The organism is Bradyrhizobium sp. Ses1 (assembly GCF_059512365.1).
The window spans coordinates 1-13,510 of the sequence record NZ_JCAMOQ010000008.1 but is presented as its reverse complement, the minus strand read 5'-3'; the positions used below and the strand labels follow the sequence as shown (position 1 = coordinate 13,510).

At 63.8% G+C, this 13,510-nt stretch carries 13 protein-coding genes; 3 read left to right on the top strand and 10 right to left on the bottom strand.

Features of this window, described 5'->3' with window-relative positions; translation table 11 throughout:
* Positions 1-134: 134 nt before the first annotated feature.
* The 7 genes from AC5ZG5_RS12090 to AC5ZG5_RS12060 all read right to left on the bottom strand — a co-directional run bounded on the left by AC5ZG5_RS12090 (position 135) and on the right by AC5ZG5_RS12060 (position 9,536).
* Complete coding sequence (locus tag AC5ZG5_RS12090; protein ID WP_456645514.1) at positions 135-935, bottom strand: NUDIX hydrolase; 801 nt, start codon at positions 933-935, stop codon at positions 135-137.
* A 130-nt stretch (positions 936-1,065) separates the two neighbouring features.
* Positions 1,066-2,022 (bottom strand): dihydrodipicolinate synthase family protein, encoded by a 957-nt coding sequence (locus AC5ZG5_RS12085; RefSeq protein ID WP_456645515.1) that lies wholly within the window; start codon positions 2,020-2,022, stop codon positions 1,066-1,068.
* 106 nt (positions 2,023-2,128) lie between these two features.
* Positions 2,129-3,007, bottom strand: coding sequence for an SDR family oxidoreductase (locus tag AC5ZG5_RS12080; RefSeq protein WP_456645516.1), 879 nt, complete (start codon positions 3,005-3,007; stop codon positions 2,129-2,131).
* Between the two features lie 183 nt (positions 3,008-3,190).
* Positions 3,191-4,051: a MaoC family dehydratase gene (locus AC5ZG5_RS12075; RefSeq protein ID WP_456645517.1), complete on the bottom strand. Its 861-nt coding sequence runs from the start codon at positions 4,049-4,051 to the stop codon at positions 3,191-3,193.
* Between the two features lie 200 nt (positions 4,052-4,251).
* The gene (locus tag AC5ZG5_RS12070; RefSeq protein WP_028164057.1) at positions 4,252-4,641 is read right to left on the bottom strand and encodes a Zn-ribbon domain-containing OB-fold protein; all 390 of its coding nucleotides are present in this window, start codon (positions 4,639-4,641) and stop codon (positions 4,252-4,254) included.
* Positions 4,641-5,798: a thiolase family protein gene (locus AC5ZG5_RS12065; protein ID WP_130230346.1), complete on the bottom strand. Its 1,158-nt coding sequence runs from the start codon at positions 5,796-5,798 to the stop codon at positions 4,641-4,643. Before AC5ZG5_RS12065 ends, AC5ZG5_RS12070 begins: the two co-directional genes overlap by 1 nt.
* A gap of 246 nt (positions 5,799-6,044) precedes the next feature.
* Entirely contained in the window at positions 6,045-9,536 is a 3,492-nt protein-coding gene (locus AC5ZG5_RS12060; protein ID WP_456645518.1) for an indolepyruvate ferredoxin oxidoreductase family protein, read from the bottom strand.
* 387 nt (positions 9,537-9,923) lie between these two features.
* On the opposite strand from AC5ZG5_RS12060, the gene AC5ZG5_RS12055 reads away from it, so the two are divergent.
* Positions 9,924-10,331, top strand: coding sequence for a hypothetical protein (locus AC5ZG5_RS12055; RefSeq protein ID WP_130230342.1), 408 nt, complete (start codon positions 9,924-9,926; stop codon positions 10,329-10,331).
* 64 nt (positions 10,332-10,395) lie between these two features.
* Here the strand turns inward: AC5ZG5_RS12055 and AC5ZG5_RS12050 are convergent, their stop codons facing one another.
* From AC5ZG5_RS12050 to AC5ZG5_RS12040, 3 genes are read right to left on the bottom strand one after another with little or no spacing between them, the layout of a single operon-like run.
* Entirely contained in the window at positions 10,396-11,211 is an 816-nt protein-coding gene (locus tag AC5ZG5_RS12050) for an isocitrate lyase/PEP mutase family protein (RefSeq protein WP_456645519.1), read from the bottom strand.
* A gap of 33 nt (positions 11,212-11,244) precedes the next feature.
* On the bottom strand, positions 11,245-11,595 hold the full coding sequence (locus tag AC5ZG5_RS12045) for an antibiotic biosynthesis monooxygenase family protein (RefSeq protein ID WP_130230338.1): 351 nt from the start codon (positions 11,593-11,595) through the stop codon (positions 11,245-11,247).
* Positions 11,596-11,626: 31 nt separating this feature from the next.
* Positions 11,627-11,935 (bottom strand): NIPSNAP family protein, encoded by a 309-nt coding sequence (locus AC5ZG5_RS12040; protein WP_456645520.1) that lies wholly within the window; start codon positions 11,933-11,935, stop codon positions 11,627-11,629.
* Positions 11,936-12,114: 179 nt separating this feature from the next.
* Between AC5ZG5_RS12040 and AC5ZG5_RS12035 the strand changes: the two genes are divergently transcribed.
* Complete coding sequence (locus tag AC5ZG5_RS12035; protein ID WP_028164064.1) at positions 12,115-12,810, top strand: ArsR/SmtB family transcription factor; 696 nt, start codon at positions 12,115-12,117, stop codon at positions 12,808-12,810.
* A 244-nt stretch (positions 12,811-13,054) separates the two neighbouring features.
* The gene (locus AC5ZG5_RS12030) at positions 13,055-13,279 is read left to right on the top strand and encodes a GCG_CRPN prefix-to-repeats domain-containing protein (protein ID WP_080663701.1); all 225 of its coding nucleotides are present in this window, start codon (positions 13,055-13,057) and stop codon (positions 13,277-13,279) included.
* Positions 13,280-13,510 lie beyond the last annotated feature (231 nt).

The following is a 13,510-nucleotide window of genomic DNA, read 5'->3' as shown; positions in this document are numbered from 1 at the left end:
TCCGTCCGGGCTGAGCAGGCGCGCCGCTGGCGATTAGATCATGATCCGATTAGACGAAATCGGATCATGATCTAATCTCTTTGTTGAGCATGATCTTTTTCGGAAAACCGGTTTCCACTTTTCCGGAACATGCTCTAGCCGGCGGCGCCGACCTCGAAGACCTCGCCGTCATAGCCGGCCTCGAGCGGGATACGGAGCTGGCGGCCGGTGGCGGTCTTGGTCATGATAGGCATCACCGTGACAATGGATTTGCCGCGGCTGTCCTGCAGCGCCTCTCCGACGCTGGCCTGCTTGCCGAGCCTGATCAGGTTGCGGGTCGTCGGGAACGGCAGCTTGAAGCGGCCACTCTCCCCGCCCTCCAGCGCCTCCCGAGGGGAAACCCAGATCGAATCTGTGGATTCCCTGCCGTCATGGGTGCCGAGCTGCTCCGGGGGCGCTGCGGCAAGGAAGAACCAGGTGTCGAACCGCTTGGACATGCCTTCCGGCGTGATCCAGTGCGCGTAAGGCACGAGTTCGTCCAGCGCCAGCACCATGCCGGTCTCGGCCAGCACGTTCAGGAAGCTGGTCTTGCCTTCGCAGAGCCGGCTCCGATGCGCGAGCTCGATCTCGTGGGCCCGTCCGGCATCCACCAGCTCGCTCGATCCCTTCGGCCGCGCCAGCAGGATGCCGCTCTCCTCGAACGTCTCGCGGATCGCGCCAATGCGGAAGCTGAGCGCGCTCTCGTCGAGCCCCTCGCCGCCGGAATAGAGCGTGTGGTTGGCGATGATCTCCTTGTCGCCCTTGTCGACACTGCCGCCGGGAAACACCAGCGCGCCGGAGGAGAAATCGATCTCGTAGTGGCGCACCATCATGAAGATTTCGATTTCGCGCCGCGCGGCGGCATCCCGCAGCAGCAGGATGGTGGAGGCAGGGCGCGGCGTGACGATCTCGGCCATGGCGGCTCACTCCTCAGGACCTCATCCTGAGGAGCGGCCATCGGCCGCGTCTCGAAGGATGATGCGGAAACATCCGGGCCTCATGGTTCGAGACGGCGCTGTGCGCCTCCTCACCATGAGGTGTAAGAATTCAGCCTGCGGCGCTGGACTGCGGCTGCAGGTTGGCGCGGCGGTCGACGCGGGCCACGCGCGACAGGAGGTAATCGACCTCCGCCCTCGCCTGCGGCGTGATGACGGCGCCCGGCTTGCGCTGCGCGCTGGAGGCGATGATGCCGCGCTTCTGCAGCACATATTTGCGCACGGTGAGCCCGACGCCCGGCTGCTGCTCGTAGCGGATCAGCGGCAGATGGGCGTCGAACAGATCATGCGCGGCGTCGCGTTTGCCGGCCTTTGAGAGCTTGACCACGTCGATCAGGAGCTCGGGGAATGCGTAGCCGGTCATCGCGCCGTCGGCGCCGCGCTCCATCTCGAAATCGAGGAACAGGCCGCCATTGCCGACCAGGATGGACAGCGGACGCAGCGAGCCGTCCTTCTGGAAATTGCGCAGTGTGGTGATCTTCTCGAGGCCCGGCCAGTCCTCGTGCTTGAGCATCACGCAGGATGGGGAGTCCATCACGATCTTGCGGATCACCGCGGGCGTGAACACCACCGTGAGCGTCAGCGGGTAATCCTGCAGCACCCAGGGAATGTCGTCGCCAATCGCTTCCTGCGCCTGCTTGAAGTAGCCGATGATCTGGTCGTCGGTGCGCAGGTGCGGCGGCGGCGCGATCATGACGCCGGCGGCGCCGGCATCCATCGATGCCTTGGCCAGCGAACGCATCGAGGCGAAGCCCGGCGCGGAGACGCCGACGATCACCTGCAGATCCTTGGCGCGCTTGATGAAGCGAAGTGCGACCTGCTCGGCCTCGGCTGCATCCAGCTTCGGCGCCTCGCCCAGGATGCCGAGCACGGTGACGCCGTCGCAGCCGACTTCGGTGTAGAAGTCGCTGAGCCGGTCGATCGAACGCTCGTCGATGCGGCCGTCGTCATGGAACGGCGTCGGCGCGATAGCGAACGTGCCGGCGGCTTGGGCGGTGAGCTTTGTCATTCGTGCCTCTATCCTCTTTCGTCATTCCGGGATCGTCCGAAGGACCAGACCCGGAATCTCGAGGTTCCGGGTTCGCGCTGCGCGCGCCCCGGAACGACTGTGTAACTCAAAACCGCCGCGCACCCATCTTGATCTGCTCCTCGGAGAAGAAGATCTCTTTGGCATGGGCGACGATATCCTCGGCTTTCCAGCCTGTGAACGGCGGCTTCCAGCCTTCCATTTCCATCATACGCATCTCCCGCACCCCGCGCGGGCCGGAGACGCCGAGCACCTTGCCGGTCTGGTCGCCCGACAAATCACTGACCATGTATAGCACGGCCGGCGCAATGCCGTCCGGGCCAAGCGCGGCGCCGGGGTTTTCTTTATAGCGGGGCAGGTCTGCTGTCATGCGCGTCAAGGCGCCCGGCGCCAGCGTCCAGACCCGGATGTTGTATTTGCGGCCCTCGATCGCCAGCACGTTGGAAAAACCCCAGATGCCGCCCTTGGCCGCGCCATAATTGCTCTGGCCGAAATTGCCGATCAGCCCCGAGGTCGAGGAGGTGTTGACGATGACGCCGCCGCCGTTCTCGCGCATCCAGCGGAAAACCGGCAGCGTGCAGCAGAAGGTGCCTTTGAGATGCACCTTGATCACCTTGTCCCAGTCGGCCTCGCTCGATTTGGCGAAGGTCTGGTCGCGCAGGATACCCGCATTATTGACGAGGATGTCGGCGCGGCCGAAATTCTTGATGGCATCGTCGAACACCGACTGGCCGCCTTCCAGCGTCGAGATGTCGGCCCCATTGGCGACCGCGCGGCCGCCCTCGGTTTTGATCGCATCCACCACCTGCTGCGCCATCGACTTGTCGGCGCCCGAGCCATCGCGCGGGCCGCCGAGATCGTTGACCACCACCGCCGCGCCCTCGCGTGCGAATAGTCTTGCGTAGGCCTCACCGAGCCCGCCGCCCGCGCCGGTGATCAGCGCCACCTTGCCGTCGAGTAATCCCATGGTTGCTTCTCCCGTTTTGTTTTTTCTTCCTCTCCGTCATGGCCGGGCTCGTCCCGGCCATCCTCGACTTAGGCGCCATTTGCAACAAAGAACGTAGATACCCGGGACATCTAGCGCGAAGACGCGCTTCGCGCTTTTGCCCGGGCATGACGAGATAACTCAGAGCGCCTCAACCAAGGCCGACTAGCCCAGCACCGTCTTGCCGTTGCGGATCACGGTGACGCCGCGCGATTTCACCTTGGCCTCGAACGAGATCACGTTGCCGTCCTTCCAGAGATCGATCGTCACGGTCTCGCCGGGATAGACCGGCGAAGAGAAGCGCGCGACGTGCTGCTTGAAGGCGGACGGATCGTAATCGGCGTAGGTTTGCAGCACGCCGCGGCAGGTGATGCCGTAGGTGCACATGCCGTGCAGGATCGGCCGCGGGAAGCCCGCTTTCTTCGCGAACTCCGGATCGGAATGCAGCGGGTTGCGGTCGCCGCAGAGGCGGTAGATCAGCGCCTGGTCCGGGCGCGTTGCGATGTCGACGGTCCGGTCGGGCGCGCGCTCGGGCACCTTGTGCGGCTCGGGCTGGCCCTCGGACGGTCCGCCAAAGCCGCCGTCGCCGCGGGCGAAGCGCGAGGCGACCAGCGTGACGAGCTTCTCGCCCTTCTCATCCCTCAGGATGGTCTGGTGGCGGATCACCGCGCCCTTGTCCTTGCCCTTGTCGAACACGTCGAGCACGCTGGAATCAGCGGTGATGTTTGCGGCCGTTGCGAGCGGCTTGTGGAAGCTGATGTCGCGCTCGCCATCGACCACCAGCACGCGGTTGAGGTTCATCTCACCGGGGCCGGCACCCCAGGCCGCAACGGACGCGAAGGTCGGCACCACCTTCAGCGGACGCGGCGTCAGCGTCGCTTCATTGACGAAAGCGAGTTCGCGCTCGTCCATGGGATCGGCGCCCATGCCGATGCCATAGGCGTAGAGCATCACCTCGCGATCGCCGTAGCTGTACTTCTGGCCGAGATTTTTCAGGGCCATCAGTTGCTCGTAGTTGATCGGCATTTCTCTCGTTCCTCCCGATTCCTTTTCCATCGGCGCTAGTTGCTGCGCCCTCTCCCCTTGTGGGAGAGGGCCGCTCCGCCGCCAGCAACAAGCTCGTTCGGGCGAGGGGTTGCCTCCATGAGCACCTGTGCCTGTGGAGAGAACCCCTCATCCGGCAGCCTGCGGCTGCCACCTTCTCCCACAGGGGGAGAAGGTACTTCTCAGGCCGCCGTGAAGAACGGCAGTGGCGCGCCATCGGTCGGCTTCCACACCACCTTCACCTTCTGGCCGATCCTGATCTTGTCCAGGTCGCAGTCGACGATATTTGTCTGCAGCGACGGGCCTTCCTTCAGCGTGACATAGGCGATCGCGTACGGGCCGGTCGGCGACTTCCGCATCAGGCTGTAGGTATAGACGGTCGCCTCGCCCGAGCTCTCTTCCCACACCGTCTTGTCGGAGAAGCAGAACGGGCAGATCGACCGCGGGAAGTAATGCGGCTCGCCGCAGGCGGTGCAGCGCTTGATCAGGAACTTGCCCTGCTTGGCCGCTTCCCAGAACGGCGCGGTTTCCGGGTTGGTCACCGGCGCATTGTATTTCTTCGCTTCAGTCATCACACGCGCTCCAGAATGCAGGTCGAGGCGGCGTGGCGGACGCCGAGCAGGCCGCCGGTGCCATGGGCGATCGCCAGATCGCAATTGGGCACCTGCACCTTCGGATGCGCTTCGCCGCGGAGTTGCCGGACGGCCTCGAGGATCTTGGTCATGCCGCCGCGGTTGACGGGATGGTTGCTGCAGAGCCCGCCGCCATCGGTGTTGAACGGCAATTTGCCGACGCCGGAAATCAGGTTGCCGTCGGCGACGAACTTGCCGCCCTCGCCTTTCTTGCAGAAGCCGAGGTCTTCGAGTTGCATCAGCACGGTGATGGTGAAGCTGTCGTAGATCGAGGCGTATTTGATATCCTTCGGCGTCACGCCCGCTTCCTCGAAGGCGCGCGGACCGGACCACACGCCGGCGGAATACGTCAGATCGAGATCCTTGCCGCCGCGCGGGCCCTTCATCGCTTCGCCATGGCCGATCAGGCGCACCAGCGGCTTCTTCAGGCTCTTGGCGATCTCCTCCGTGGTGACGATCATCGCGCCGCCGCCGTCGGTGACGACGCAGCAGTCCATGCGGTGCAGCGGATCTGAAATCATCGGTGAGTTCAGGACGTCCTCAACTGTGACGACCTCCTTCAGCATCGCGTGCGGGTTGTATTGCGCGTGATGGGATGCGGCGACCTTGATCCAGGCGAGCTGCTCGCTGGTGGTGCCGTAATCGTGCATATGGCGCATGGCACACATGCCGTAGGCGTTATGCGTGGTAGCCCCGTAGGCGGATTCGAAATCGGCCTCGGCGCCGGCGGCGCGCGGCGGCATCACGCCGGTGCGCGGCTTGCCGGCGAGCGTCACCAGCGCGATCGAGCATTTGCCGGCAGCAATCGCTTCGGCTGCGTGACCCAGGTGGATCAGGTAGGAACAGCCGCCGGTCTCGGTGGAATCGACGTGCCGCAACTTCTTGGTGTTGAAGCCGAGATAATCGACCATCGGCCAGAGCCCGCCGGGCGCATCGCCGGCGAGGAAATAGCCGTCGATATCGTCCTTGGTGAGCCCCGCATCCTCGATCGCGCCCTTGGCGACCTCGGCATGGAGCTGCGCGGTGGATTTATCGGGAGCATGCCGGGTGGGATGCTCATAGATGCCGGCAATGTAAGCCTTGCCTTTGATGGTCAACTCGTTCTCCGCTGGCGTTTCTGGTGCGAGCGTTTTTCTGGACCGTCAGGCAGGCCTTGGCAAGCGCGGAAATATTCCGTGCGGCGAGAGGGAAGCGGTCGTGGCCGCACTCTCCGACCTCATCCTGAGGAGACCGCGAAGCGGCCGTCTCGAAGGATGGGCGTGGGCGACAGTGGGGCCTCATGGTTCGAGATGCGCTACGCGCTCCTCACCATGAGGAGGAAGCAGCGGCGCCGTGGCCCGACGCTACTCCGCTGCCATTTGCCTCGGGGCTGGCGGCGGGTTGGCGAGGTCGGCGGCGAGTTGGGCGTAGCGGGCTTTTGCGTCCTGCACCGCCTTTTCCTTCACCGGGCCGTAACCGCGGATGCGATCGGGCAGCGAGAGCAACTCGACAGCAGTGTCGACCGTGACCGGCGACAACAGGCCGAGCACGGTCGCGACGTCCTTCTCGTAGCCTGCGATCAAATCGCGCTCGAGCTTGCGATCGGCGCTATAGCCGAAGAGGTCGAGCGGCGTGCCGCGCAGGAAGCGCAGCTTGGCCAGCACGCGGAAGACGCTCAGCATCGACGGACCGAAGGCGCGCTTCTTCGGGCGGCCCTGAGCATCGAGGCCCCTGCTCAGGATCGGCGGCGCGAGATTGAAGCTGAACTTGAAATCGCCCTCGAACTGCTCGCGGAGCTGATGCTCGAACTTGCCGTCCGTAAAGAGACGCGCGACTTCGTATTCGTCCTTGTAGGCGAGCAGCTTTGCGTAGTTGATCGCAACCGCGCGCGGCAGCGCTTCGCCATGGCCGCCCTTGGTGGCGGCATCGCGCACCTGGTCGACCAGCTTGCGATAGCGTTTTGCCAACCTGCTACTCTGATACGCCGTGAGATGGGCGCTGCGGTGGGCGATGATCTCGTCCAGCGTCATGGCATCCAGCGTCTTCGGCGCGACCGGCTCGTCCTGGTCCTTCATCATCGCGGCCAGCCGCACCGGATCGGCGGCGGCAAGGCGGCCGAGCTGGAAGGCCTCCTTGTTCATCTTGATCGAGACGCCGTTGACCTCGATCGCCTGCTCGATCGACGCCGCCGACAGCGGCAACAGGCCCTTCTGATAGGCGTAGCCCATCATCATGATGTTGGTGGCGATGCTGTCGCCAAGCAGGGCTTCGGCCGGCCTGGTGAAATCGAAGAAGGCGGAGTCCTGGCGCAGTGCGTTCTCCAGCACCGAGTTGACCTTGCGAACCTGGAAGTTGAAGTCGCGGTTGAGGATGAAGTCCGCGGTCGGGATCACATGGCTGTTGATGATGCCGGCGGTGCGGCCGGATTCGCACAGCGTGATCGTCTCCTTGGACGCCGCGACCACCTCGTCCGCGGCCAGCACGAGATCGGCGGTGCCGGTGACGATGCGCGAACAGGTAACGTCGGCCGGGTGATCTGATAGCCGGACGTGGCTCAGCACCGCGCCGCCCTTCTGCGCGAGGCCCGACATGTCCAGGATCATGCTGGCCTTGCCTTCGATATGAGCGGCCATGCCGAGCAGCGCGCCGATCGTGAGCACGCCGGTACCGCCGACACCGCCGACCGCGATATTATACGGACGCTCCAGCGACGGCCGCGTCGGCGGCTCAGGCAGGTCACCGATGGCGCCGAGATCCGGCGGCGCGCGGCGGCGCAGCTTGCCGCCATCGACGGTGACGAAGGACGGGCAAAAGCCCTTCACGCACGAATAGTCCTTGTTGCAGGTCGACTGGTTGATGGTGCGCTTGCGGCCGAATTCAGTCTCCAGCGGCTCGACCGAGATGCAGTTCGACTGCACCGAGCAGTCGCCGCAGCCCTCGCAGACGGCCGGGTTGATCAGCACGCGGCGCTGCGGATCCTCCATCAGGCCGCGCTTGCGGCGGCGGCGCTTCTCGGCGGCGCAGGTCTGCACGAATACGATCGCGGACGTGCCCTTGAACTCGCGGCACGCCTTCATGACGTTCTCAAGCTCGTCGCGATGGGCGAGCTTCACGCCGGGCGCGATGGTGCTGGCCGGATAGGCGTCGGGATTCTCGGAGACGAGGTAGATCTCGCGAATGCCTTCGGCGTGGAGCTGGAAGGTGATCTGCTGCGGCGACAGGTCGCCGTCGTGACGCTGGCCGCCGGTCATCGCGACCGCGTCGTTGTAGAGGATCTTGTAGGTGATGTTGGCCTTGGAAGCGACGGCCTGCCGGATCGCCAGAATGCCGGAATGGAAATAGGTGCCGTCGCCGAGATTGGCGAAGATGTGGTTCTCGTTGGTGAACGGCGCGATGCCGACCCACGGCACGCCCTCCCCGCCCATGTGGGTGAAGGTCTCGGTGTTGCGGTTCATCCACAGCGCCATGAAGTGGCAGCCGATGCCGGCCATCGCGCGGCTGCCTTCCGGCACTTTGGTCGAGGTGTTGTGCGGGCAGCCCGAGCAGAAATACGGGACGCGGGCGATCGGGGATGTCGCCTGCATTTGCGTCGCCTGGCGGCCGTTGAACCAGTCGGCCTTGGCGCGCAGCATCTCGGCGATCTCAGGGTTGAGATTGAGTCGAAGCAGGCGCTCGGTCAGCGAGCTCGCGAGCGAGGCGACGCTGAGCTCGGCAGCGAAAGTAAGGAAGCGCTTCTCGTGCTCGTCCATCTTGCCGACGATGCGCGGGCGGACGTCGTCGCGCCAGTTGAAGAGTTCCTGCTTGACCTGGTTCTCGACGATCTCGCGCCGTTCCTCGACGATGAAGATCTCCTCCAGGCCGACGGCAAAGTTGCGCACGCCTTCCGGCTCCAGCGGCCAAGGCATGCCGATCTTGTAGAGCCGGATGCCGATCTTGGCGGCGATCTCCTCCGTGATGCCGAGTTCGCGCAGCGCCTGGCGGATATCCTCGTAGCTCTTGCCTGAGGCCATGATGCCGTAGCGCGCGTTCGGCGAATCCATGGTGATGCGGTTGACCTTGTTGGCGCGGGCAAAAGCGATCGCCGCATAGCCCTTGTAGTCCTGCAGGCGCCGGTCCTGCTCGAAGCGGTCGTCGGGCCAGCGGATGTTCAGGCCATCAGGCGGCAGTTCGAAATCGGTCGGGATCACGAATGGCGTCATCTCGTCGCTGAGGTCGATCTCGGCCGTGGTCTCAACCGTCTCCGTGATCACCTTCATGCCGACCCAGCAGCCGGAGTAACGCGACATCGCGATGCCGAGCAGACCCATCTCGATCATCTCGTGGATGCTGGACGGATAGAGATAGGGCATCAGCGCCGAGATGAAGGCGTGGTCGGACTGGTGCGGCACAGTGGAGGATTTGGCGCCATGGTCGTCGCCGGCCAGACACAGCACGCCGCCATGCTTGGCGGAGCCCGCCGCATTGCCGTGGCGGAACACGTCGCCGCAACGGTCGACGCCTGGGCCCTTGCCGTACCAGATGCCAACCACGCCGTCGTAGTTGGCGCCGGGCGAGAGGTGGAGCTGCTGCGAGCCCCAGACCGCCGTGGCAGCCAAGTCCTCGTTCACGCCAGGCTGGAACTTGATGTTGTACTGCTCAAGATGGTGCTTCGCCGCAAAGAGCTGCTGGTCGTAACCGCCAAGCGGCGAGCCGCGATAGCCGGAGATGAAGCCCGCGGTGTTGAGGCCGGCTGCACGGTCGCGGCGGATCTGCGCCATCGGCAGACGGACCAGGGCCTGGATGCCGGTCAGAAAGATATGGCCGGTGCCCTGAGTATACTTCTGGTCGAGACTGATCGGACCTTGGTTGATTCCCATCTAAGCCCTCGTAATCCTTGGTCGCAGCGACTGATTTTAGCTAGTCATCCAAGCGCCTTAGAACCAGTCTATGTCGGTTTTCAAAGGCCGCGCAGCACAATTCTGTGCTGAAGCAGCTCGCTTTCGAAGTTCGCAATTTCGTGCCTGGAATGACCGGGTTTGTTTTCGCTTCGTGCGCCGGAGGGGTGTTGCGCGAAACGCCGTAAGGTGCCCGGAAGGCCGACAGCAGGTGGGCGGATGCAGGCATGGCGTCAAACGGCCGGCGCGATTCTCGCTCAAGTGTTTTTGTGCAGTGCATTCTTCTTCGACGAAGACGTGCAGCACGCAGGGACCGGGAACGTCAGGGAGCGCTCGCGAGTTGTAACTTAGGCTAACGGAGGAACCCCAATGGCATACCAACCGAATGACCCTGACCGCAGCAATATGACCGAGGACGAGATCCGCCATCAGGCGCGTCTCAACAATCTGGACAATGAGTTGCAGCCGGATCCGGAGCTTGCCGAGGGCCCGGCAAGTGGTGCGAAGATCGCGATGTTCGCGATTGCGATCGCGGTGGTGCTTGGCGCAGTGTTCTATGGCCTGAACAACACGTCCGTTAACAATGCCGGCACGACGCCGCCATCGCAGAGCGCGCAGAACCAGCCGGCCAACCCCGCATCTCCATCGACCACGCCGAAGGCCAACACCGAACCCGGCACGACGACGGGCGCGGCGACCAACCGCCCGACACCACCGCAGTCGAATCCGACCGGCCAGGAGATCGACCGTTCGGCCAAACCGGACAGCAATAAGTAAGAGGTATCGACACTCTCGCAGGCACGGCGGGCATGATCTGCCCGCCGTGTTTCTTGTAGAACCGCTACTTGAACATCTTGTTGAGCTCGCCGCCGGGATAGCCGTGGGCGAGTTCGGTGAAGGTTCCCTGCTCCGCTATCTCGCGTGCGGCTTTCATGAAGCCGGCCCAGGCGTTGCGCGCCAGCGAGCCGCCGACGCTGATGCGGCGCACGCCGAGATCGGTCGCTTCCCGCAGCGACAGGCCGGAGGCGCCGATCAGGAGATTGACGGGCTTGGGATGCACCGCCTTCACGACCGCCGCGATCTCGTCCCTCGTCTTGATGCCGGGCGCATAGAGGCAATCGGCGCCGGCGGCGGAATAGGCTTGCAGCCGCTCAATGACGAGATTGAGATCGTTCCGTCCCCACAGGAAGGCTTCGCAGCGGCCGGTGAGCAGGACGCCGCTATCCTCGGCGTCGATCGCCTTGCGCGCGGCCTTGATGCGTTCGACCGCCAGGCTGGAGTCGTACAGCGGCTTTGCCGCATCGCCGGTCGAGTCCTCGATCGAGAGTCCCGCAACCCCTGTCGTGACGCCGCGGGCAACGTTGGTTGCAACGTTGTCCGGCTCTACGGCAAAGCCGCCTTCGAAATCGGCGTTGACGGGCAGATCGACGGCGGCGCAAAGCGCCGTCAGATGGCCCACGACATCATCGACCGTGACGCGGTTGTCTGCCTTGCCGATGGTCCAGGCAAAGCCGGCGCTGGTGGAGGCGAGCGCCTTGAAACCGAGTTGCTGCAGTGCGCGGGCGCTGCCGACGTCAAAGGGATTGGGCAGGATGAAGCAGCCGCTCTCATGCAGCTTCCTGAACGCAGCGCGCTTCTCGGCAATCGTGACCGGCATGGTTGCTCTCCTTTCGATGATTGGTATTGCGAGCTAGTGCGGCTCATGAACGGCACGGCTGTCCCTGGGCGCCTGCGCGCGATCGTTCATGCCGTAGTCGCGGATCACGCTGGCGATCCGGATCCGGTAGTCCTCAAATATGACCGCGCGGCCCTTCGCCTGAGACCTGCGATGTTCCACCACATTGCGCCAGGCCTCGACGGCGGCTTCATTGCGGAAGAACGATATCGACAGGAACTTTCCCTTCTCGGTCAAGCTCTCGAAGCGCTCCACGGAAATGAAGCCGTCAATGCTCTCCAGGATCGGCCGCAACTCGGCGGCAAGATCGAAATATTGCTGCCGAAGTTCGGGCTTCGGCCAGACCTCGAAGATCACGGCAATCATCGGCACCTCCCTCGTTCCGGAAGGCGACAGTCTACAACGTAACCGGGCGCAAAAAAGTCCGCTCTTCGGCCAGGATGAATTTCTGTTCCTCGGCGAAGTTGAAATTGGCCATGCCTTCGGCGTCCTCGCGCAGCCGTGCGCGATAGGCCTCGTAGGCGGCAAGGCTTTCGAACGAGATCAGCGCAAAGGCGATGTTGTTGGTGCCCTCGTGCGGCATGAAGTAGCCGATCAGATCGCCCCCGCATTTGGGAATGATGGTGAGCCAGCGCCTGGAATATTCCTCGAACTGCGCGCGTTTGAAGGGATCGAGTTGGTAGCGGATGAACGCGGTGATGGTCATGGGTTGCTCCCACAGCTTGCGTCGTTGCGGGCGAAGGCGGAAGCATCCGTCCGCGCACGCGGAATGATGGACCGCCTCGTCGCCACCGGTGCGACACCTCGCACCGGTGCGACACTTCGATCAGGTTGCGCGAATGATAACGCCTTGCTCGACGCTAATGCTTCGGCTAAGATCGAAGTATGAAAGCTGGTCCTGACATCGCCATGGTCGCGTCGCTGGTCGGCGACCCCGCGCGCGCCAACATGCTCACCGCGCTGTTGAGCGGCCGGGCACTTACCGCGAGCGAGCTTGCGCAGGAAGCTGGCATTACGCCGCAGACCGCGAGCTCGCATCTGTCCAAGCTCGAAACTGGCGGGCTGATCGAGCCGGAAAAGCAGGGCCGCCACCGCTATTACCGCCTCACCGGCACCGACGTCGCAGGCGTGCTGGAGGGGCTTGCGGGGCTTGCCGCGCGCGCCGGCCACATGCGCGTGCGCACCGGGCCGAAGGACCCCGCGCTCCGCCGCGCGCGGATCTGCTACGATCACCTCGCGGGCGACCTCGGCGTTCAGATGCTCGACAGCATGAAGAAGCAGCGGCTGATCCGGCAGAGCAAGGACGCGATGGAGCTGACCGGCGAAGGCAAGCGCTTCATCGCGAAGGCGCTGCAGATCGACGCCGACGCGCTACTCCATCCTCGCCGCCCCGTATGCAAGGCGTGCCTCGATTGGAGCGAGCGGCGGCATCATCTGGCGGGCACGCTGGGCGCTGCGATCATGGAGCGCTTCACCGAGTTGAAATGGGCGGCGCGCGACACGACGCCGGGCAGCCGCGTGGTGAATTTTTCGCGGAACGGCGAAAAGCGATTTGCTGCGCTATTCGGGACTGGCGAATAGCGGCACGCGAGCGCAGCGAAGAACTGGCGCCGTCATTGCTTCGTCATTTGCACCGGCAAATGCTGCAGAACGCTAACTTGGTAGCAGGTTTCTTTGCTCCACGGTAAGAAGTAACCGCTCCGTTCACATCGCATTCAGCCCTGGAAACTATGCTCCGCGACAAGTGATGCGGCGTCTGCGACACTCCAGCGCGGCGAATCACTGTCGCATTCGAGTGCGGCGAGAACTCAATGGGAGAAAAAGAATGAAGTATGTTCTGGCGGCGGCTGTCGTTGCGGCTGGCATGGTCGCGAGCTTCAGCTCCGCAAACGCGGCGGGCGGTTGCGGCCCCGGCTTTCACCGTGGTCCGTATGGCGGTTGCCGACCCAACCGCGCCGTCTACGTGCGGCCTGCACCGAGAATGGTGGTGGCGCCTCGCGTCTGCCCCCGCGGCTTCATTTGGCGCCATGGCCGTTGCCGGCCTTTCTAAACTTGTCGTTAAAGCGTAGAGCGTTTTCGAGCGAAGTGGACTCCGGTTCGCATAGCAATCAAGTTTACGCAGATTGCGTAGACTTATCTGCGCAGAAAACGCGTCAAAACTAGAATCTAGAGCTTCGGATCTGATTCCATCAGAACCGAAGCTCTAGGCTGTGTGGACTCTTGGGATTCTCAAATCAGACGGAACGTGATTCAAGGCTTTCTTTTAGGAGGAAGCCTTGGG